Source organism: Sphingopyxis sp. GW821-FHT10B01, assembly GCF_059415685.1.
Genome location: NZ_JBWKNS010000002.1, coordinates 452,889 through 474,596, shown reverse-complemented (window position 1 = coordinate 474,596; position 21,708 = coordinate 452,889). Strand labels below are relative to the sequence as shown.

The 21,708-nt window shown below is 64.6% G+C and carries 17 protein-coding genes; 9 read left to right on the top strand and 8 right to left on the bottom strand.

The window, feature by feature from the left end:
• Nucleotide 1 precedes the first annotated feature (1 nt).
• From AC07NV_RS06710 to AC07NV_RS06675, 8 genes are all read left to right on the top strand, one after another.
• Nucleotides 2–856: an alpha/beta hydrolase gene (locus AC07NV_RS06710; protein WP_495165568.1), complete on the top strand. Its 855-nt coding sequence runs from the start codon at nt 2–4 to the stop codon at nt 854–856.
• The gene (locus AC07NV_RS06705) at nt 853–2,451 is read left to right on the top strand and encodes a tannase/feruloyl esterase family alpha/beta hydrolase (RefSeq protein WP_495165567.1); all 1,599 of its coding nucleotides are present in this window, start codon (nt 853–855) and stop codon (nt 2,449–2,451) included. The genes AC07NV_RS06710 and AC07NV_RS06705 overlap by 4 nt, the downstream gene beginning before the upstream one ends.
• Nucleotides 2,448–4,133: an AMP-binding protein gene (locus tag AC07NV_RS06700; RefSeq protein ID WP_495165566.1), complete on the top strand. Its 1,686-nt coding sequence runs from the start codon at nt 2,448–2,450 to the stop codon at nt 4,131–4,133. Before AC07NV_RS06705 ends, AC07NV_RS06700 begins: the two co-directional genes overlap by 4 nt.
• Nucleotides 4,130–4,456 carry a hypothetical protein gene (locus AC07NV_RS06695; RefSeq protein ID WP_495165565.1) on the top strand — a complete coding sequence of 109 codons (327 nt, stop codon included), beginning with the start codon at nt 4,130–4,132 and terminating at the stop codon, nt 4,454–4,456. Before AC07NV_RS06700 ends, AC07NV_RS06695 begins: the two co-directional genes overlap by 4 nt.
• On the top strand, nt 4,456–6,984 hold the full coding sequence (locus tag AC07NV_RS06690; RefSeq protein WP_495165564.1) for a beta-glucosidase: 2,529 nt from the start codon (nt 4,456–4,458) through the stop codon (nt 6,982–6,984). Before AC07NV_RS06695 ends, AC07NV_RS06690 begins: the two co-directional genes overlap by 1 nt.
• A 172-nt stretch (nt 6,985–7,156) precedes the next feature.
• Nucleotides 7,157–7,930: a DeoR/GlpR family DNA-binding transcription regulator gene (locus AC07NV_RS06685; protein ID WP_495165563.1), complete on the top strand. Its 774-nt coding sequence runs from the start codon at nt 7,157–7,159 to the stop codon at nt 7,928–7,930.
• A 20-nt stretch (nt 7,931–7,950) separates the two neighbouring features.
• Nucleotides 7,951–9,087 carry an MFS transporter gene (locus AC07NV_RS06680; protein ID WP_495165562.1) on the top strand — a complete coding sequence of 379 codons (1,137 nt, stop codon included), beginning with the start codon at nt 7,951–7,953 and terminating at the stop codon, nt 9,085–9,087.
• A 71-nt stretch (nt 9,088–9,158) separates the two neighbouring features.
• Nucleotides 9,159–9,608, top strand: a complete 450-nt coding sequence (locus AC07NV_RS06675) for a hypothetical protein (protein WP_495165561.1) — start codon at nt 9,159–9,161, stop codon at nt 9,606–9,608.
• Here AC07NV_RS06675 and AC07NV_RS06670 read toward each other — a convergent pair.
• Genes AC07NV_RS06670 through AC07NV_RS06650 form a run of 5 tightly spaced genes read right to left on the bottom strand, consistent with a single transcriptional unit; the run spans nt 9,605 to nt 15,481 of the window.
• Nucleotides 9,605–10,990 carry a sensor histidine kinase gene (locus tag AC07NV_RS06670; protein ID WP_495165560.1) on the bottom strand — a complete coding sequence of 462 codons (1,386 nt, stop codon included), beginning with the start codon at nt 10,988–10,990 and terminating at the stop codon, nt 9,605–9,607. The genes AC07NV_RS06675 and AC07NV_RS06670 overlap by 4 nt on opposite strands.
• A gap of 6 nt (nt 10,991–10,996) precedes the next feature.
• Nucleotides 10,997–11,683, bottom strand: coding sequence for a winged helix-turn-helix domain-containing protein (locus AC07NV_RS06665; protein WP_495165559.1), 687 nt, complete (start codon nt 11,681–11,683; stop codon nt 10,997–10,999).
• Nucleotides 11,684–11,742: 59 nt separating this feature from the next.
• Nucleotides 11,743–14,373 (bottom strand): bifunctional lysylphosphatidylglycerol flippase/synthetase MprF, encoded by a 2,631-nt coding sequence (mprF, locus tag AC07NV_RS06660; protein ID WP_495165558.1) that lies wholly within the window; start codon nt 14,371–14,373, stop codon nt 11,743–11,745.
• A complete protein-coding gene (locus AC07NV_RS06655; protein WP_495165557.1) occupies nt 14,370–14,765 on the bottom strand; it encodes a DUF2147 domain-containing protein in 396 nt (131 codons plus the stop codon). The genes mprF and AC07NV_RS06655 overlap by 4 nt, the downstream gene beginning before the upstream one ends.
• The gene (locus AC07NV_RS06650) at nt 14,762–15,481 is read right to left on the bottom strand and encodes an AcvB/VirJ family lysyl-phosphatidylglycerol hydrolase (protein WP_495165556.1); all 720 of its coding nucleotides are present in this window, start codon (nt 15,479–15,481) and stop codon (nt 14,762–14,764) included. Before AC07NV_RS06650 ends, AC07NV_RS06655 begins: the two co-directional genes overlap by 4 nt.
• A 257-nt stretch (nt 15,482–15,738) precedes the next feature.
• Here AC07NV_RS06650 and AC07NV_RS06645 point away from each other — a divergent pair, with 257 nt between their 5' ends.
• Complete coding sequence (locus AC07NV_RS06645; RefSeq protein WP_495165555.1) at nt 15,739–16,032, top strand: hypothetical protein; 294 nt, start codon at nt 15,739–15,741, stop codon at nt 16,030–16,032.
• Between the two features lie 227 nt (nt 16,033–16,259).
• Here the strand turns inward: AC07NV_RS06645 and AC07NV_RS06640 are convergent, their stop codons facing one another.
• Genes AC07NV_RS06640 through AC07NV_RS06630 form a run of 3 tightly spaced genes read right to left on the bottom strand, consistent with a single transcriptional unit; the run spans nt 16,260 to nt 21,541 of the window.
• On the bottom strand, nt 16,260–17,426 hold the full coding sequence (locus tag AC07NV_RS06640; protein WP_495165554.1) for an alginate lyase family protein: 1,167 nt from the start codon (nt 17,424–17,426) through the stop codon (nt 16,260–16,262).
• A gap of 9 nt (nt 17,427–17,435) precedes the next feature.
• Nucleotides 17,436–18,668 (bottom strand): alginate lyase family protein, encoded by a 1,233-nt coding sequence (locus tag AC07NV_RS06635; protein WP_495165553.1) that lies wholly within the window; start codon nt 18,666–18,668, stop codon nt 17,436–17,438.
• A complete protein-coding gene (locus AC07NV_RS06630; protein ID WP_495165552.1) occupies nt 18,668–21,541 on the bottom strand; it encodes a TonB-dependent receptor in 2,874 nt (957 codons plus the stop codon). The genes AC07NV_RS06635 and AC07NV_RS06630 overlap by 1 nt, the downstream gene beginning before the upstream one ends.
• Nucleotides 21,542–21,708: the final 167 nt, after the last annotated feature.

Sequence of the window (21,708 nt, the reverse complement as noted above, 5' to 3'; positions counted from 1 at the left end):
CATGCGCCTTTCCGCCCTCATTGCCGGCGCGCTTGCGATCGTTGCGATCCCTGCCTGCGCATGGGAAGTGATCCGTCTGTCGACAGACCCCGTGCCCGCCACCTCGAAAGAGGTGCGCGAGACCGGGCCTTTCGGGACGATCGTGCGCAATGTGTCGGATGCGACGCTGACTGCCTATGTTCCCGAGAAGGGCAAGGCCAACGGCACCGCGGTGATCGTCGCGCCCGGCGGCGCCTTTCTGATGCTGTCGATCGAGAATGAGGGCGAGGCGGTTGCCAAATGGCTCAACAGCCTGGGCGTGACGGCATTCGTCCTCAAATATCGGTTGCTCGAAACCGGCGTCGACTTTCCGCTCCAGATGATGCGTTACCTCGGCAACCTCGGGTCCTTGCGCACCGCGGTCGAACCGCTGCGTCCGCTCGCGACCGCCGATGGCGAGAATGCGGTGACGTGGGTGCGCAAAAATGCGGGCCGCTACGGGATCAAATCGAACCGCGTCGGGCTGATGGGTTTTTCGGCTGGCGGCGCGGTGACGGTGTGGACGCTGGCGGCGAACAAGCCTGCCAGCCGCCCCGATTTCGCGATTGCCGTCTACCCCGGCCTGCTGCCCGACGCGATTGTCGTGCCCAAGAAGGCACCGCCACTCTTCGTTACGGTCGCCAAGGACGACAAGCTGGCGCACGACGACAGCGTCCGCCTCGCCGCGGCCTGGAAAAATGCAGGCGCGAGCAGCACGATCGTCACCTATGAAAATGGAGGCCATGGTTTCGGCATGAAGAAAAGCGGCAAAGCGAGCGACGCATGGACCGGCGCGATGGCCGACTGGATGCGCACGCAGGGACTCGTCGGCAAATGAGGGTCGCATCCTTCCTCATGCTCGCCGGCGGATCGCTGCTTGCCGGCTGCACCGCCAATGAGCCCGCACCGACGTCCACGCCCACCGCGCAAAAGGTCGATAGCTGCGAAGCTTTGACCGGTATGGCGTTGAAGGATGGCAAGATCGACGCCGCGATCTCGCTCGCGGGCGGCGCCACGGTCAATCTGGAGGCGGGCAAGCCCGGCCTTCCGGCCCCCGCTGCTTTTTGCCGCGTGCAGGCGACGCTGTCGCCGGTGCCGGGATCGTCGATCAAGGTCGAGGTGTGGCTGCCCGAACGCGCGGGCTGGAACGGCAAGTTGCTCGGTGCGGGCAATGGCGGCTTCGGCGCGAACATGCTGCTGCCGTCGCTGTTGATGCGCGGCGCGGTGAAAAAGGGCTATGCAGCGGTCGGCACCGACATGGGACATGTCGGTGAAAGCGACGTCGATGCAAGCTGGGCGCTGAACGCCCCCGAAAAGATCCGCGACTATGGCTGGCGCGCCAATCACGTCGGCGCGGAGACCGCGAAGCAGGTGATCGCAGCCTTTTATGAAGGCCCGCTCGCGGCAAGCTATTTCCACGGCTGCTCGGATGGCGGACGGCAGGCGCTCACCCTCGCGCAGCGTTATCCCGCCGACTATGACGCGATCATCGCGGGGGCCCCGGCGATGCCTTGGACGCGCATGGCCAGCGCCTTTACCAGCAATGCCATCGCGGCGAACAAGCCGGGCGGCGACCTGTCGATGGCGAAACTCAAGCTGCTCCAAACGGCGTCGCTCGGGCAATGCGACGGGCTCGACGGCGTCAAGGACGGCGTGATCGACGATCCGCGCGCGTGCCGCGTCGATCTCGCCAAGCTCGCATGCAAGGCCGGTGACGGCGCCGATTGCCTGACGGCGGGCGAAGTCGCGACTGCGAAACTTTTCTACGAAGGCCCGAAGACCGCCGACGGTAAATCCTTCTACCCCGGCTTTGCGCCGGGCGCGGAGGCCGAAGCCGGTACCTGGGCGATGTGGCTGACGGGCAGCAGTTCGCAGCATGTGAAATTCGGAACGCAATTCTTCCGCTATTTCGTGCACGGCAATCCCGAATGGCAATTGTCCGAGTTTAATCTCGACCGCGACTATGCGTTGGCGAAGGCTCGCGTCGGCGGCGATCTCGACGCCGACAAGGCCGATCTTGGCGCTTTCTTCAAACGCGGCGGCAAGCTGATCCTCTATCATGGCTGGAACGACGCCGGGATTCCGGCGCAGAACACGCTCGACTATTACGAGCGCGTCGTCGCGGCCAACCCGCGCGCCGCCGCCACCTCGGCCCGTCTGTTCATGGTGCCGGGCATGTCGCATTGCCTCGGCGGTCCGGGACCCAATAGTTTCGATCCGCTGGCGGCGCTGGACAGCTGGCGCCAGGGCGGCCCCGCACCCGAGCGCATTATCGCGACCAAATATGACAACGACCTGTTTGCCTATATCGGTCTTCCCGCAAAAGCGGGGCGGACGCGGCCGCTTTGCCCGTTCCCCAAGGTTGCGAAGTGGGACGGCAAGGGTTCGACCGATGAGGCTGCCAGCTTCGCTTGCGAGGCGCCCGGAAAATGACGAGCCATGTCGCCGGGGCGAGCGAGCCGCCGCTGATCGAGCATAGTATCGGTGATGCGCTTGCGCTCGCCGCCGAGCGCTGGGGCACGCGCGATGCGCTCGTGTCGGTTGCGCAGGGCATACGCTGGACCTTTGCGGAGCTGCTCGAACGGTCGGATGCGCTCGCTGCGGGGTTGCTCGCGCTCGGACTGAACCCCGGCGACCGGATCGGCATCTGGGCGCCCAATTGTGTCGAATGGACGCTGACCCAGTTCGCCGCAGCGCGCGCCGGGTTGATCCTCGTCACGATCAACCCGGCCTATCGCCTGTCCGAGGTCGAATATACGATCAACAAGGTCGGGCTGTCGGCACTGGTTGCGGCGACGCGCTTCAAGACCAGCGACTATCCCGCGATGATCGAAGAGCTCGCGCCCGAGGCTTTTGAAAGCGCACCCGGCCAGCTTTGTGCCGCGCGTCTGCCGACGCTGCGGTCGCTGATCCTGATCGGCGGAGAGGCGCGGCCTGGCTGGCTGGGTTTCGACGCTGCGGCAGCGCAGGGGCGCGATACGGACCGCCAGCGCCTTGCCGCCATCGGTCCGACGCTCGACCCGAACGACGCGATCAATATCCAGTTCACCAGCGGCACCACCGGCCTGCCCAAGGGGGCGACGCTCAGCCATCGCAATATCCTCAACAACGGCTATTTCGTCGGCCGGACGCAGGGGCTGGTTGCAGGCGATCGCATCTGTATCCCGGTGCCGCTTTATCATTGTTTCGGCATGGTGATGGGTAATCTCGCCAGTCTCACCCACGGCGCGGCGATGATCTATCCATCCGAAGGCTTCGATCCCGAAGCGGTGCTGCGCGCGGTCGAGGCCGAACGGTGCACGTCGCTCTATGGCGTGCCGACCATGTTCATCGCGGTGCTCGCGCATCCGCGCTTCGACGATTTCGACGTCTCGTCGCTGCGCACCGGTTGCATGGCGGGCGCAATTTGTCCCGAACCGCTGATGCGGCAGGTGGTCGAGCGGCTCAACATGCGCGATGTCACGATCGCCTATGGCATGACCGAGACCAGCCCGGTGAGTTTCCAGACCGCGCCCGACGATCCGTTCGAACGCCGTGTCGGTTCGATCGGCCGGGTGCAGCCGCACCTCGAATGCAAGATCGTCGATGCCGAGGGCCATGTCGTGCCGTCGGGCGAAGCCGGCGAGCTGTGCACCCGCGGCTATTCGGTGATGATCGGCTATTGGGACGAGCCGCAGCGGACGATGGAGTCGATCGACGAAGACGGCTGGATGCACTCGGGCGACCTCGCGACGATCGACCCGCAAGGCTATGGAAATATCGTCGGGCGCCTCAAGGACATGGTGATCCGCGGCGGCGAGAATATCTATCCGCGCGAAGTCGAGGACTATCTCTATCGCCACCCCGCGGTCGAGGATGTCGCGGTGGTCGGTATTCCCGACGAACGCATGGGTGAGGAGCTCTGCGCATGGGTGCGGCTGAAGCCCGGTGCCAGCGCCGACGCCAGCGCCGACGCCGAGGATATACGCGAATTCTGCCGCGGCCAGATCGCCCACTATAAAGTCCCGCGTTACGTGCGTATCGTCGACGAGTTCCCCACGACGGTGACGGGGAAGGTCCAGAAATATCTGATCAGAGAAGCGATGGTCGCCGATCTCGGAAAGGAAGAAGAATGATGAAAACTGCCATGTTTGTTGCGGCGCTGATGGCCGCCGCCCCCGCTTTTGCCCAGGCGACCCCCGCGCCTGCGCCCGCAGCGCCCGCACCGGCACCGGCTGCAAGCGACGCAAAGTTCAACCTCGACACTCCGTTGCAGGACATCGTCGCCGACGAGAAGGGCAAGGCGGTGATCGAAAAGCATTTCCCCGGTATGATCGCGTTGCCCGAATATGAGATGTTCAAGGCGATCAGCCTGTCGCAGCTCCAGCCCTATTCGAATGGCAAGATCACCGACGAGATGCTGGCCGCGACGGCCAAGGATCTGGCGGAGATCAAGTGATGAAGAGCCGGGCAGCCTATCTGGCGGCAACTCTGCTGTCCTCCACGGTGGCGCTGTCCGGCGCGCAGGCGCAGGATATGATCTACAAGGACAAAGCGGCGCCGGTCGAGGCGCGGGTCGACGATCTGATGGCGCGGCTGACGCTCGACGAGAAGATCCTGCTGCTTGCGGGCGAATCGTCGATGACGCTGAATCCGATCGAGCGGCTCGGCATTCCGTCGATCCGCATGACCGACGGGCCGACGGGCGTGCGCTCGCCCGAGGGCAAGCCGGCGACGGTCTTTCCCGTCGGCGTCGCGATGGCGGCGACGTGGAACCCCGAACTGACCGCAAGGGTTGGTGCGGCGATCGGCAAGGAAACGCTTGCGCACGGCGCCGACGTGCTGCTCGCGCCGACGGTCAATATCGTTCGCACCCCGCGCTGGGGCCGCAATTTCGAAACCTATTCCGAAGACCCGTATCTCGCGGGCCAGATCGGGCTCGGCTATGTGAAGGGTGCGCAGGGCGCAGGCATTGGCGTCTCGCTCAAGCATTTCGCCGCGAACAATCAGGAAACCAACCGCTTCATCGTCGACTCGGTCGTCGATCCGCGGACGCTGCGCGAAATCTATCTGCCGGCGTTCGAGATGGTCATCAAGCAGGGCGATCCCTGGTCGGTAATGGCGTCGTACAACAAGATCAACGGCACCCATGCGGCCGAGAACCGCTGGCTGCTCACCGACCTGCTCAAGACCGAATGGGGTTATAAGGGTTTCGTCGTGTCCGACTGGGGCGCGGTCCATTCGACGGCGACCACCGTCAATGCCGGCATGGACCTCGAAATGCCGGGACCGCCGAACCATTTCGGCCCGAAGCTCAGGAAAGCGGTCGACGAGGGCAAGGTTACGACGGCACAGATCGACGACAATGCCCGCCGCATGGTGCGGCTGATCGTGCGGAGCGGCGCGATCGAACGCGGCACTGCGCGCGCCGTCGCCGAAACGATGCCGCGCAACGCCGCGCTGGCGCAGAGCGCCGCCGAGGAAGCGATCGTCCTGCTCAAGAACAGCGGCGTCCTGCCGCTCCCGTCGTCGATCAAGTCGCTCGCGGTGATCGGCCCCAACGCCGACGTCGTGCGCATCCAGGGCGGTGGCAGCTCGGCCGTTGTGCCGTTCGAGACGAGCACGCCGCTCGCGGCGCTCAAGGCGGCGCTGCCCGGCGTGAAGATCAGCTTCGCCCGCGGCGTCGACAATGAAGAAACACCGCCCGGGGCCAATTCGAAGCTGTTCAGCCCCGGCACCGACCGTAGCGTCACCGGCCTCGCGGCGACCTATTACGCCAACGCCGATATGAGCGGCGAGCCGGTGAAGCGCGAAACTGCGACCAGCTTCCTGAAACGGATCAGCGGCAATATCGCGGGGCCGCAGGTTACGGGCTATGCCGCGTTTCGCTGGGACGGGCTGTTCTGGCCCGACAAGAGCGGCACCTATGAATTCAGCACCCGCGGCACCGGCAATGCGACAATCACGCTCGACGGCAAGACCGTGCTGTCGAAGGAAAGCGCGTCGAAACCTGACATCCGCGATGTGTTGGGCTTCCCGATCCCGCGGCGGACCGTGTCGCTCGCGCTCGAGGCGGGACGCAGCTATCCGATCCGCATCGATTATGTCACCGGTCAGACGCCCTATGAATATCTGAGCTTCGGTATTCGCGAGCCGCTGCCCTCGTTCGACGAGGCGGTCGCGGCGGCGCGCGGCGCCGATGCCGCAATCCTGTTCGTGGGCTCGTCGTCGACGACCGAGGGCGAGGGATATGACCGCACCTCGCTCGATCTGCCTGGCGACCAGAACAAGCTGGTCGAGGCGATCCTTGCCGCCAATCCGAAGACCGTCGTCGTCGTCAATGCGGGCGCGGCGATGACGATGCCCTGGTCCGAGAGGGCACCGGCGATCGTCGACATGTGGCTGCCGGGCGAGGGCGGCGCCGCAGCGCTTGCAAATGTCCTGACCGGCAAGGTCAACCCGTCGGGCAAGCTGCCCGTGACCTTTCCGGCGCGGACCGAGGATGACACGATCAACCTCAAGGGCGCCAAGACGCCCTATTCCGAAGGATTGCTTGTCGGATACCGGGGCTACGCGGCACGCGGGCTCAAGCCGCTGTTCGCGTTCGGCCACGGGCTCAGCTACACCAGCTTTACCTTTTCGGGCCTTTCTGCTCCCGCGCGGATCAAGGGGAGCGAGGCGGTGCCCGTTCGGGTGACGCTGCGCAACGACGGCAAGCGCGCAGGCAAGGAAGTGGTGCAAATCTACGTTGCACCCGTCACGGCGGCGGCGGGCGACCCGCCGATCGCGCTGCGCGGTTTCGCAAAGGTCGACCTCGCGCCGAAAGCGCGCCGGACCATCACCGTCACCCTCGATCCGCGCGCTTTTTCGCAATTCGATCCGACGGCAGGGCAGTGGCGGGTGATCCCGGGCCGCTACCGGATTCTGGCCGGGGTGTCGTCGGAGGATATCCGCGAGGCCCGCGAGGTCGAGGTGGTTCTGGATTGATGGCGTTAGCGGCTTTGGATCGGAGTTTCCCGTAACTCCGGGATGAAGCGCCGAAAGCGCGGCAGCATCGACGCCAGTCAGAACGCCGGCCCTCCGCGAATCCGCTCGCGGTGCATGGTAATGCATGATTCGGCGTGTTGACGTGCACGTTTGTGCACGATATGCGCGTTGCATGATGACGGACCTTCCCACTGCGCGACGCGACATCATCGCTGCGAGGCTCGCCAACGGGCTTGCGGTGACGGCGAATGTGCTTGCTGCCGAATTCGGCGTTTCCGAAGATGCGATCCGCCGCGACCTGCGGGCGCTGGCTGCGGAAGGCCGTTGCCGCCGTGTCTATGGCGGCGCGCTGCCGATCTCCCCCGATGCGATGCCGCTGGCCGCGCGGGTTGGAGAGAGTCGCGAGCAGAAGCAGCTTCTTGCACGGGCTGCGGCGGATCTCGTGTCGCCGGGAGAGTTCCTGTTTCTCGACAGTGGCAGCACCAACCTCGCCATGGTCGAACATCTTCCCGAAGAAGCTGGCCTGACCGTCGCAACGAATTCGGTCGACATTGCTGCCGAGGCGCTTCGCCGGCAAGATCTTCGCCTGCTGGTTGTCGGCGGGATGGCCGATCCGTTGATCGGGGGGTGCGTGGATGCAGTGGCCGTGCAGGCGATCGTCCAGATGCGCTTCGACCGGGCCTTTATGGGCGCCTGCTCGGTCTCGGAGGATGGCCTGGCTGCCGACCATTTCGAAGACGCGACATTCAAGCGCGCCGTTATCGCCTCGGCACGCCGTACGGCCGTTCTCGCGACCCATGACAAGATCGACAGGCGAGCGGTTCATCAGATCGCTTCGCTCCGGCAGGTCGATACACTGATCGTCGGCCCCGATGTCACCGGCGGGCAGTGCGCATCGCTCGACGCGGCCGGAGCGGGCACGATCATCGTCGCCGGGCGCGACTGAATTTTCCGGGGAACAGCGATATGATTTCTGCAGACCGTCCGGCCACCCGGCTGGCGACCCGCCTCTCGTTTCTCGTCGCCGGTTTCGGGATCGCCTGCTGGGCACCGCTTGTTCCATTCGCCAAACAGCGTCTCGGCGTGGACGATGCCATGCTCGGCCTTTTGCTGCTTTGTATCGGTGCGGGTTCGGTTGTCGCGATGATCGCGACCGGGCCCCTCAGCGCACGGTTCGGCAGCAAGCCGGTTATCGTCGTGAGCGGCTTTGCATTGGCGGGCGTTCTCCCGTTCCTCACGATTGCGTCGACGCCCCTCGCTCTCGGCATGGCCCTGTCGCTCTTCGGAGGCGCGCTCGGATCTTTGGACGTCGCGATGAATGTGCACGCCGTGGAAGTCGAACGCGCTGCGGGCAAGCCGCTCATGTCGGGTTTCCACGCGCTGTTCAGCATCGGCGGATTTGCCGGATCCGCCCTGATGACGTTGTTCCTGACGATGCGGTTCGATCTGCTGACCAGCAGTCTCGTCTGCGCGGGCCTGATGCTCGCGGCGATGCTCGCCGCCACGCCGCGCCTTTTCGCCATGGTTGCGGTAGAAGAGGGACCATTGTTTGTGCGTCCGAAAGGGATCGTCCTTCTCTTGTCGATCCTCGCGATGGTCACTTTTCTGGCCGAAGGCGCTATGCTCGATTGGAGTGCGCTTCTGATAACGCAAGCGGGCCTCGTGGGCGTGGAGCAAGGCGGTGTCGGCTATATCCTGTTCGCGGTTGCCATGACGATCGGTCGCCTCTTGGGCGACAATCTGGTCACCCGGCTCGGCGACTATCGCACCTTGCTCGTCGGCGGGGTGGTGGCTGTGGCAGGATTTATAGTCATGCTTGCGGTTCCGGTTGCTTCGGTTGCGCTGGCGGGTTTTCTGCTCATAGGCTTGGGGGCATCCAATATCGTGCCCGTGTTGTTCCGGCGTGCCGGAGCCCAGACCAGCATGCCGCCGGCGCTCGCAATCGGCGCCCTGACGACATTGGGATATGCCGGCATTCTCGTGGGACCGGCGGGAATCGGTTTTCTGGCCAAGGCCGTCGGCCTGCCAATTGCATTCTGGATCATTGCGGGTCTGCTGATCCTCGTGCCGCTGACCGCGCGCCGGGCGACACGGGGAGAGTAAGCGCGGAGCAGGCGTGCAATCCGCTTCGGCCAAATTGCGGATCCGTAACCGTCCGTCCATGCTGCGGTCGCATGGCCACGGATACCATCCTTTCCGGACGCAGGTGGCCGGAGCGCACCCTATCCATCGCCGTCATGGCGCTGCGCCGCAACCTTGCGGGCGAGGAGCCTCCGGTTCACCGTCCTACGGAGGATTCTATGCCTTCCAGTGCCGAGCTTGACGAGCGCACTTGCCGGCTCATCTGCCCGATCGCGGCTGCGATGGTCGGCGTCTGCCTGACCGGGATCGGCATCTTGCAGGTCACGATCAGTGTCGCCCGGCGCACGACGCTCGCCGATGACTTGTTGTCGATCGACGCGCTGCTGTTCCTCACCGCGATGCTGTCATCCTATTTCGCCTTGCGGCTGGATTCATCGCGGCGGTTGCACCGGCTCGAGCAGCTGGCGGATGCCAGCTTTATTGCCGGCATGTTGTTGATGACGCTCGCATGCTTCGTCATCACCTACGCTGTCCATATCTAGGAGCGGTGACGGTCGGAGGCGACCGGCAAGCTCAGCCGCACGCGCAGTCCGTGCGGCGGATTGGGCTCGATATGCATCGTGCCGCTGTGCAGATGGGCGATCGTTTCGACGAGCGACAGGCCAAGCCCCGCACCGGTGCCGCCGCGCGCCGGGTCGAGGCGGACAAAGCGGCGCGCCGCGTCGACCATTTGGCCTTCGGTCAGCCCCGGGCCGTCGTCGCCCACTATCAGGTCGATGATGTGGCCGTCAGTTTGCCGCGCAGCGATCCGGATAGCCGATCCACCGGCGGCATATTTGAGCGCATTGTCGACAAGGTTGGAAAGCGCACGCACCAGCAATTCGCGGTGCGCAAATATGTCGAGATTCGTCGGGGCATCGACGGAAATCGCAAAGCCGCGATCCTCGGCCAGGGGACCATAAACTTCCGCCATGTCTTCGAGCATCGGGCGGATGGCAAAGCGCGTGAACTGGTCGCGGCCGATCCCGGCCTCGGTCCGGCTGATTTCGAGCGCGGTGTCGAGCAGGCGGTGGAGGCTGTCAGCTTCCTCGATCGCGCCAGCGATGGCCACCTGCGCATCTGCGTCATTTGTCCGCCCGAGCGCCTGTTCGAGGCGGGCCTTCATCCGCGACACCGGCGAGCGCAAATCATGCGCCATCGAATCGGTCACCATGCGCAGTTCGCGCACCAGCCCCGCGATACGGCCGAACATCGCGTTGATCGAAAGCGCCAGCCGGTCGAAGGCATCGCCGGTTTCGTCGCGCTCGACGCGGGTGTCGAATTTGCCGCCGACGAATGCATTCGCCGCGCGCGAGAATACGTCGATGCGGCGCGCCAATATCCACGCGACGAGCGCCGCCATAAGCACGGCGATCAAGACACCGACGGCGAGCGCGTACAGGAAGGCGGTCTCGCTGGCTTGGGCCAGTTGGCGCTGCGCTTCCAGCACCTCTCCGGTCAGCAAGGCATAGCCGCCGGGCAGGCGCGCCGTGACCACGCCCATCGGTTCGGCCACCGTAGAGCCTTCGCGGGAGAGCGATCTTTGTCGCCAGTGCGCGGTGTCGGCGACGGTTGCCGGCCATTCGCGCAGGTTTCCTGCCAGCCGTCTGCCGTCGGGCGCTTTGAGCAGAACGATGAAATTGCGATCGTCGCGCGCCTTCAACCGGTAATCGATCGCCTCTATCAGCCCGGACAGGCCCAACTGTCGATAATCGTCGATCAGATCGTCGCGGGCGACCTCGGCGGCGGTGCGGGCGTCGGACAGGATCGTCGCCGAGGTGAAGCGATGGATAACGGTCAGGCCAAGTATGAGCGCGGCGACCTGTGCGAACACGAGCATCAGCGTCAGGCGGACGATCGTGCTTCCGAAAAGTGCCCGCCGCATCGCGCGTCAGTCCGGGTTGCCGAGCATATAGCCGGCGCCGCGAATGGTATGGACAAGGGGTTTGTCGAAACCGTCGTCGACCTTGCGGCGCAGACGGCTGACGTGAACGTCGACAACGTTGGTGCCGGGATCGAAATGATATTCCCACACACCTTCCAGCATCATCGTCCGGGTTACGACCTGATCCTTGTGGCGCAGCAGATATTCGAGCAGCCGGAACTCGCGCGGTTGCAGATCGACCCGCTTGCCGGCGCGGGTCACGCGGCGACTGAGCAGGTTCATTTCCAGATCGTCGCACATCAGCATCGTTTCGGCCGCCACACCGCCCGATGGCTTTGCCATCAACAGGTTCAACCGCGCGAGAAGCTCCGAAAAGGCGAAGGGTTTCGCGAGATAATCATTGGCGCCCGAGGTCAGCCCTTCGACCCGCGCGTCGACTGCGCCAAGCGACGAAAGGATGATGACGGGGGTGGCGATCTGCGCGGCGCGCATCGCGGCCAGCACCGCCATACCGTCCATGCCGGGCAGCATACGGTCGAGGACGATCGCATCATAGCTGCCGTCGGTCGCATGGAACAAACCATCGCGCCCGTCGGCGGCATGATCGACCAGAAACCCCTCGCCGGTCAGGCCCTTGCAGATGAAGTCCGCTGTCGTCCGGTCGTCCTCGATCACCAGTATCTTTTGCGACATAGCGAAACTTTCCAGCCCGAAGATGTGTGCCTCGCGGCTGTCTATAGCGGTTTGCGCGGTCATGGCGAAGGCGAAGCCGCCGGCTTTCGATCACGCAGCGCTTGGGCGACGATCGCGCCATCGTCCTTCGCCGCGGCGGGGCGCGAGACGATGTGATGCACGGCGGTCATGCCGCGGGCAAAGGCCATGCCGCGCGACCCTGCGATATAGCGCGGTTCCCAATGCGTCGCGAACTTGGCCTTGTAGTTTCGAAGCCCCTCGAAGCCATAGAGCGCTTCACCGTGGCGGAACAGGAAAGCGGCGCCGCGCGCCCAAGCCGGCGCGAGCTTGCGCCCGTCGATCCCCGAAAGCGGCGCAATTCCCAGCGTGAACCATCGATACGTCTCCGCCTGCGCATGCTGGATCAGACGCAAGAAGAGAAAATCCATCACGCCATAGGGGACATCGCGTGCATGGCGCATCAGGTCGACCGACATCTCCTCGTGGTTCGGGGTCGCAAGGATGTTGGCAAAAGCGACGATGCGCCCGTCAACGCGCACAACAGCGCAGGGGAAATGCGTCAGATAGGCGGGATCGAAGCTGCCGAGACTGAACGCCTTTTCGCGCTGCTTTTTCGCGTCGAGCCAATCGTCCGATACGGCTTTGAGTTCGGTCAGATGGTGCGCCACATCGGCCGCGGGGATGATAGCGAAGGTTGCGCCGTCCTGAATCGCGCGACGCTCGGAATGGCGCAACGACTTGGCCTGCGGACCCGCGAGCGAGAAGGTGGCGAGTTCGACCAGCGCCTCTTCGCCATATTTGACGATCGACAGGCCCAGATCGATCGCGGGCGGCAGGCAGGCGCCGCTGATCTGATAGAGGAGAACGCGGCCTTGCGCCGCATCGGCGCGTTCGCGCAATTTCCACAGCAGGTCCGCCCAGCGCTCTTCGCTTCCAACGGGATCGCCCATCACGATCCAGTTTGCGCCCTGCACCCGGTACATCAGAAAGGCATCGCCTTCGTCGGCAAGCAGGAAATGCTTGTCGCCGGTGAAAGCGAGGAATGCATCGCTATGGTCGGCGACGGCCAGCGCCGGTCCGAGCTGATCGAAGGTGATTTTTTTGTCGTCGCCCGCGCGCGTCGATGGCGCAAGCAGCCGCCAGAGCGCGAGGCCGGCCACCAGTACGGCGATACCGAAGAGCGTGCGCAAAAAACGGGGTGCATCGCCGTTCAGGCTGAACTGCCACCACAGGCTGCTCGTGTAGGCGACATGCTTGTACGCAAAGAAGCCGGCGAAAGCCGACGCCATGACGGCGGTCATCGCGGCGACGATCCAGCCGCTCGACAGCGGTGCATCGAGCAGCGATGTGGTGCGGTAGAAGGCCGGCCGGCTCCATTGGAGCGCGGCGCATATCGCCGACAGGATCAGCGCCTCTTCATAGTCGAAGCCCTTGGCGAGCGAAAAAAGGGTCGCGGCGAGCAGCAGCGCGCGCGTCGCGACAAAAGCACCGTCGAGGCGGCGGAACAGTCCGGGCGCGAGAAAGAGCAGCAGCGTCCCCGACAGGCTGGCGGCGATATGCGAGGCCTCGACAAACGGGAGCGGCAGGACGTGCTTGAGGTCGTGCATGCGGCTGACATCGGCCGGGGTCGCGCCCGACAGCAGCAGGATCAGTCCACCCGCGAACACCAGCGCGGCGAGCAGGGGCGGCGCCAGCTCGCGGAGGAGCGATTGGCCCGCCTGCGCAATATCCCTTGCCGGTGCCCGCCAGGCCTTGCTTTCGTGCCAGGCGAGCAGCAGTGCCGCCACCAGCAGGGGCAGCAGATAATATATGGCGCGATACGCCAGCAACGCGGCGAGCAGTTGCGCCTTGTCGCCGGGTACGGTCGCGATCACCACCGCCTCGAATACGCCGAGGCCGCCGGGCACATGGCTGATGAGCGCCGCGATGATCGCGAGCGCATAGCCCAGGAAAAAGGCGGGGTAGGCGGCGGGATCGGGGGCGGGGAGCAGGACATAAAGCGCGGCACTCGCGGCGGCGAGATCGAGCGCGGCAACCACGGTCATCCCGGCGCTGCGCTTGAGATCCGGCAGCGGCGTGCGCCAGCCGCCGATCTCGACCGCCTCCAGTCCGAAATGACGGAGCAGCAATGGGATGAGGCACAGGGTCAGCACGCCCAGCCCGGCGAGATGCAGCCAGTGAAGCGACAGCCCCCAATCGAAGAAGGGCAATATATGTGTGCTCGTCAGCGCGGCGAGGCCCGCGAGAAGGATGACGCCGTTCCAGAAGCTCAGGCTCGCCAGCGCAATCACGCTGCCGATCTCGCCGCCGCTCAGCCCCGCCGCGCGATAGACGCGGTAGCGCGCCGACCCGCCGGTGAGCAGCGCCAACCCCAGATTGTGGCTGAGCGTATAGCTGGTGAAGGATGCAAGCGCATAGGTCCGCCAGGGCAATCGCCGGCCGATGACCTGCAACGCGAAGCGGTCGTACAACGTCAGCAGTATATAGCTTGCGGTCGTCAACAGCAGCGCCGCGCCGACCTGACCCGCCGACAGCGCGTCGAAGGCATGACGTATCTCGTGCGGACGAACCGAATGGAGCAGCCTGAACAGCGCGGTCAGGCCGAGAGCAGCGACAAGCAGCGCGGCGCCGATCGACGCGCGCCGCTTGTTGTGCTGGATCCACGCCATGCTATCCCGGAAGGCTGTCATCGCCGGGTCCACTCCTGATGCTTGCAGATCAACCCGCCCAGGATACAGCCCGATATACGCAAGCTGTTCGGGTTCTTCAGTTCGATCGTCGAGTAAAAGCGACGTCCCTGATCGGGGACATAGACCTGCCCGGTCCAGCGGCCGACGCCGCTTGCGCGATAGTCGCTGAGCAATTCGGTGCCCACCAGCGAAGCCACCCCGGCGTCGCGCGCATCGGCGATCGCCTTGGGGCCAGCCCAGACGATATCGCCGCAGAGCAGCTGGCCACAGCTATGCGTGCGTACAAGGATCGTTCCCTTGGGGTTTTGCCATAGCCCGATCGGCGTCGCTGCCGTTGCGGCCTGCGCACCGCTGGATAGCGCCATAAGCAGCGCCAGGACCCAAAACCTCATCTCATTGCCTCCTTTGCGGCTGGCGGATTAACGATCGCGGGCCTGATCGCATCTTCAATGGCGCGATAATCGGAATGCAGCCCGTGTCCGCCGGGCAGGGTGATCCGGCGGACATTGGGCATCTGAAGCTCGGGGCACAGGCTGTCCGGCTCCTCGGCGCCGTGAATGCAGGTTACGGGCACCCAGCGGAGCCGCGATGCGGTCGGATAGGCGCGCTGATCGGCGGTCTCGAGCCCGGCGAGTTCGATGGGCGAGGCGCGAAAGATGATGTCTTCGCCAGGTACGATCAGCACTACCGAGCGGATCGGCTTGCGGGCGGCGGCCGGAAATTGTGCGAGGCCTGCATGGAGCATGTCCGCGCCAAAGGACTGGCCGATCAGCACGACATGATCGGTTTTTCCCAGCTTCATCGCCCGGATCATCGCCGTTTCGATCAATCCGGCGGCTTGCCGGGGCGTTCGGCGCGCGGAGAAATAGGTCAGCGAATTGACGGTGACGACGGCATAGCCGCGCGCGTGCAGCCGCGCAGCAATCCTGGGCGTCTTGCCGACCCGGTTGCCCATATCGCCCGACAGCATGACGATCGCGGGTTTGGCGGGGCTAGCATCGGCGGTCGGCATGTCGTGGAACAGCGGCCCGTTGTAATAGCCAGCGTGCAGATAGGCTGCCGCGGCGACAGCGAGCATGAGCAGCAGAGCGAAAAGCCATTTCTTCATGGAACGTCCTTCGCAATCCGGGCGGCCATCGCGCGTGGTTCCCGTTGGTCGATGAGACAAAGATAGGCGGGCGTGTCCGTCCGGAAGCTGACGCGAGGATTACGATATTGTCATGTGGCGGCCATGCCCCGGTTGGATCGGAGGCGTTAGAAGGGGGACGTCCAAGGCGGGGCCATCCCCCTGACTCTCCGCCCCGGTTCCCGCCTGGACATCCTGGTTCATCTCGTCCGCTTTCGTGGATTTATGGAGTGAAGAATATGGCACGCTTTCGTACTCTTGTCGGGCTCGGTCTTGCCTCGACGATGATGATCACCGCCCCGGTCTTTGCCTCGACGCCGGCCGCCTCGTCGAGCGCCGCCGCCAAGCCGGTCGCGCATATCGCGGCGAAACAGACTGCCGCCCCCAAGGCCGCGACGACTGCGGCACCCAAGCGGGTCGCCTCGACGCGGCAGAATACGCATCTCGCCAAGGCGACGCTGAGCAACGGCAAGAAGGTCACCTATGACTGCCGTCTCGCGGGCAACAAGAACAAGCAGGCCTGCAAGGGCTGAACCCCGGCACCCGCCAGCCTTTGTCGGACCGCTGTCCGGCCAGTTCCTGGGCCTCTCCGGAACTGGCCGGTTCGGCGTGCCCGGCAGCGATTGTGAGACATGACGTGCTATCGGTAACAAAATCGCCCGAGACGATATGGCGTCTCTCGCAGACCTAAGGGTCGTGAATGACGATATGGGATGAGGTGGACAAGCCTGCGCACGGATCGGGAGGAGGCAACTGGCGGCTAGGCGGGCACCCAGAGCAATGGCTGGCGGACCGGGAAGTTGCGCACAACCTCACCGATCGCCGGGTCAGGGTTCAGGCGCTGCCACAACGTTAGCCAGTCGTCACGCTGCTGTGCGAGGCCGCCGAAGAGCAGGCTGGGCTGACGCACCGGGAAGCCGTCCCAATATTCGATATCGGGCGCGAGCGGCCATTGGCTTTTGTCGGCGATGAAGCGCGCCATCCACGCGATCGCGCCGCCGATCGAACGGTCATCAGGGGTCTTCCAGTCGATCAGTTCGCCGCCGCCTAGCAGCCACGCCGAAGCGGCGAGCGCGTCGAGGTTGAAGAGCGCATAGGCGTAGGGCTTGGTGCGCGCGAGTTCGAGCGGTTGGCGCCCGTCGGGTTCGATCTGGGTCGGGACGATGATCGTCTGGAGCCGTTTACGCGCGTCATCGAGGATGTCGGTGCGGCCGAGCAAGGCGGCGAAGGATGCCGCCTGCAACAGCCAACAGGTGCCGTGGTTGTTCTTCTCGTCGCGTTCGGCTGTGCCGAAGGGTGAGGTCGTGAGCCAGCCCAGATATTCGGCGAACCAGCCCTCGACGCCCGCACGGATCGCGGCATAGCCAGGCGCTTGCTTGCGCGCGAAAAGCGCTGCGGCGCGCGCGACTTCGACGATCTGCAGCGTGTCGATCACGCCGATCGCGCGGCCGCTGTTGACGCCGATGATCGCTTGCGCGTGATTGAGGTTGGGGTTCATCCGCGTCTTCGGGTCGACGAACCATGCGGTCAGGTGACGCATTGCGGCTTCGGCAAAGCGCGCCTCGCCGGTGAGGTCCCACAGGGCGGCGAGTGTCGGAACGGTGCGGCCGAAGGCGATCAATGCGTCGCGGTGCCCGTCGAACTTGTCGGGGTTCGAGCGGCCGTCGCGGCGAATATAGGCGCCGCCGGGGTTGGCTGGGTCAGGCCACCAATAGTCACCTTCGGAATAATAGTCCCGCGGTCCCGCCGGGCTGCGCGGCGCGGGGATTGCGGCGATGGTGCGCGGCCCGACTGCAAGTACGGTCTTGGCTTGAGGGAGAAGCCGGCGGCGCTCGATCGCGCGAATGTCGAACGCCTTCGGCGGCTTCGCCCAAGCGGCCGGAGCGGCCAGCAAGGCGGTGATCAGCAGGGAGCGGCGCGCGATCATCGTCTGTCCTTAGGGCACGCGATAGCGCAGCAACAGGTCGCCGCTTGCGCTGCGCGGATAGGCGCCGGGTCCCCAGGCACTATCGGCGCGCACGAGCAATTCGTCGAGCGTGCCGGCGGGCCAGCCCTGCTCCTTATACGGCCAGTCGGCGGCGCGGCCGCGATAGGCGGCGACATAATCGGTCGCCCTGCGGAGCGAGCGGCCGTCTTCCTCGGCGCGATAGAGGTCTGTGTCGAGACAGGCCGCGCTGTCGGCGACGGTGTAGGCCGCACCCAACGCATAAAGCGAGTAGTGGAAGCTGCGCGTGCGGCCGAGTTCGGCAGGGAGCGCGCCCGCGGCGTCGATCTGCCGCGCGATCCGCGCCTTGGGGAACGCTGCGACGATCTTGCGCGCGATTTCCGGCTTGCGCGCAAATAGTGCGAAGCGCGCGACCTGCGCGTCGTACCACAGCCCGTGATTGTTCGACGCCTTGCCCTCGTCCTTGCCATTGGGGCTTTTCAGCATCCAGTCGACATAGCGCGCAAACCAGCCTTCGAGAGCCGCAGTTTCGGCGGGCGTCAGCGCACCCGACGGCGCGATCAGCCCGGCTGCGTCGATGACCGCGATGAAGCTCGCGCCGTCGAGCACGCCTTCGGGCCGGCCGTTCGAGACGCCCGGCACGGCCTGTGCGTAATTCATGTTCGGGTTCATCGCCGTTGCGGGATCGAGGAACCAGGTGCGGATTACATGTGCCGCGCCTTCGGCATATTTTCGCTCGTCGCTATAATAAAAGGCGAGCGCAAGCGTATCGGCCTCGCGCGTCATGCGGCTGAGCGCGGTGCGGTCGAAGCGATTGCTTTCGATATCCGGATTGGTGTCGCCGTCACGGCGAACATAGGGGCCCTTCGTATCGGCAGGATTCGGCCACCAATAGCGCGCGAGGCTCACATAGTCGTGGCGGTCGCCCGATACGGGGATGCTGCGCTTGTCCATTACCGACGCGGGCTTGGCAGCGAGCGCCTTGTCGGCACGCGCAATCAGATCGCGGTAGGCCGCACCGATCGCTGCATCCTTCTGCAGCGCCGCCTTGATCGCATTGAGGTCGGCCGGGCGCAGCGTGAAGGTACGGCGCCCGTCGAACATGTCGGCATAGCCTTCGCTCGCCTGGCAGGTCGCCGAGGGCGATGCATCCGCCGCCGCGGCCGGGAAGGTCGCGACGGCGGTGGCGAGGGCAAGCTGGAGGAACGCTCTCCCGATCCGCATCAGAGGCGGACCCGGAAGCCGAAGAAATATTGCGGGCCGCTGCGCGAGACCTCTGCGATGCTGTCGTATCCGCCCTTGTACATGATGTCCTGCGTGTTCGTGACGTTGAGCGCTTGCAGCTTGACCTGTACATTTTTGGTGAGGTCGTATTGCGCCGACAGGTTGAGATAGGTGCCGCCGCGAATCGCGCGGTTGGTGCCGCCGTTGGGCTTGTAATAGCCCGAGCGGTAGCGGAGGTTGGCGCGCAGCGAGAGGCCCCATTTTTCGAACCACACCGATCCGCTTGCGGTCCATTTCGACAGCCCGACGAGGTTTGCCGGGTCGACATAATCGGCGATCGGCGAGGTGTCGGGATATTCGAAATTGGCGAAGGCGCGATTGACCGATCCCTGGACGCCGAACCCGTCGAGCGGATCGGGAAGCCAGGTGAAGGCATGGCTTGCGGTCGCCTCGACACCATAGAGGTGGCGGGTTTCGAGGTCATTGGTCGGCGCGACCGGGCTGATGGTGACCGTTTCCGTCACCGGTGCACCATTGTCGCGGATCGTGGTGACAGAGATGTCGGTGGGGATCGGCTCGGAGCGGCCGATCACGGTGCCTTTTGCCCATTTATAATAGCCCGCGACCGAGATCAGCGTATCCTTCGACGCATAAAGCTCAAGGCTGGCGTCGAGGTTCCACGCGCGCAGCGGCTTGAGGTTCGGGTTGCCGGTGGTCGCGTTGAAGATGATGTTGCCGACGCCGGTCCCGGGTCCCGGGGTCAGGTTGATTCCCGCGCCGAAGCTTTCGATCCCCGACCGCGCGATGGCGCGGTAGGCCGCGAGGCGCAATTTGACCTCTTGCGACAGGTCGAAGGCGATGTTCGCGCTCGGCAGGAAATAATTATAGCTGCCCTTGCCCGTGTTGGTCGCAAGCTGTCCTGCCGGATCGACCGCGATGACATAGCTGTCGTTACCGCTGTCGATGGTCAGCCGGTACGGCTGGCGGAATCCGACCGACGTGATGTCGGTCTTGACCCAGCGCAGCCCGACATTGCCGCTGAACGGCACGCTGCCCGCGTCGGACGCGAAATTCGCCATCGCATAGGCGGCGTAGATGCGTTCGGTGACATCGATGTCGCTCGGGTCGCGGCCGTCGGCGGGATAGGGCAGCGCATCGTCGTTGCCGGCAAAGGTGCGGAACAGGCAGTCATTGTCGAAGCTCGCCCAGCGTGTGACGTTGGTCCCCATATCCTTCATATACGAAGTGGTGGTGAAGGGGGTGCGGCACTGCTGGTTCGCCTGCGTGATCAGCGCGGTGACCGTCGCAGCGTTGCCCGGGATCGTGTTGAGGTCGTTGTTGCGCGCATTGTCGTTGGTGCGCTGGTGATCCGAGACGCGGCCGCCGAATTTGATGCCGGTGATGAAACCGTCGAGTTCGCGGTCGATGTCCAGCCGCGCCGCCCAGATGCGGTCGGTGCGGTCGGTGACGAAACGATTGCGCGCATAAACTGCTGTGTTTGCGGTCGCGAGGAACAGGTTGGGGTCGGTGATGTCGAAATTGTCGAACGCGACGACCGGCACGACATCGTCGTCCACATAGGTCAGTGTATAGCCGACGCGGCGCGTCGAGCGCATACGCGTCTGCTTCTGCGTTTCGGTACGATGGCTGTTCGAATAAGAGGCGTCGAAGGCGACGTTCCAGCGGTCGGGTGACCAGATGAGGCTGAGGCCGCCGCCCAGATATTCTTCGTTGCGCTGGCGTGTTTCGAGCTGGTTTTCGAGGTTTGAATTGCCGCGATAGCTCATCAGCGCGCCGGACGAATAGCCGTTGCTGCCGTTGCCGATAATCAGCGGCTGGACCCCGCGCAGCCCTTCGGTGATCCCCAGGACGTTGCGGTCCTCGAGGCTGTTGCGTTTCGAATATTGGCCGTCGATCGAAATCTCGAAATCGGGTGAGGGGCGCCACTGGATCGCGCCGATCAGGCCATCGCGCACTTCGGAGGTCTTCTGCGTACGGAAGCTGCGCGACGAATTGGCGAAATAGGGGGCGACGATCGTTTCGGTCGCATTGCGCGGAGCGGTCGCGAATGTGCAGTTCGCGGTGTTCGTCGCGCCGTTGGTCGCTGCCGTGTTGCAGAGCTGGAAGGTCGCGTTGGCGTTGTAATAATCTTCCGGAGTCGACGTGTCCTGCCGCTGGTAACCGATCGAAATGCCGATATCGCCAATGCCGGTCGAGAATTGGTCGGTGTAGGAGAAATTGGCACGATAGCCGAGCCCGTCGTGCTGATAGACGTCATTGTCCTGCGGCTGGAAATCGCCGCGCACCTCGAACTGGATGCGGCGCTTGCCATAATCGAGGGGTTTCATCGATTTGAGTTCGATGACCCCGCCGACACCGCCCTCGAGGAAGTCGGCGCGCTGGGTCTTGTAGACGAGAACGCCGTTGACGAGTTCGGACGGAAATTGCTGGAAGGCGACCGAACGATCGGGCCCCGCGGTCGATACCTCGCGCCCGTTGAAGGTCGAGAAGCTCAAGGTCGGTCCCAGACCGCGCACCGACAGCTCGTTGGCGTTGCCCTTGAAGCGGTCTGCCGACACGCCGACGATGCGCTCGAGCGTGTCGCCGACCGAATTGTCGGGGGTCGCGCCAATCTCGTCGCTGACGAGCCCGTCGACGACGACGTCGGCGTCGCGCTTGAAGGCGATCGAGCTGCGCTGGGTTGCGCGCGTGCCGGTGACGAGGATTTCGTCCCCCGAACCGGCGTCGCCGGATGCCGCCTGCGTGTCGCCGGCTTCGGGGTCGGCCGTGTCCTGGCCCCAGACGGGGGTAGCGGCGACAAGCGCGGCCGACGCGAGCAGCGCTCCGCGCGCCATCATGACCGATCGTGACATATATTCTCTCCCTGTGCCGCCGGTCGACGTGCCGGCGATTTACCCGATTGATACCGGTGTCATTTCGCAACATGACAATGACACCGGTATCAATTTTAGATGTAATACAACTTGGTCCGCGCAAGTCAATTGCCCCATGCCGAAGACGGATCGGCGACTGGTACGGA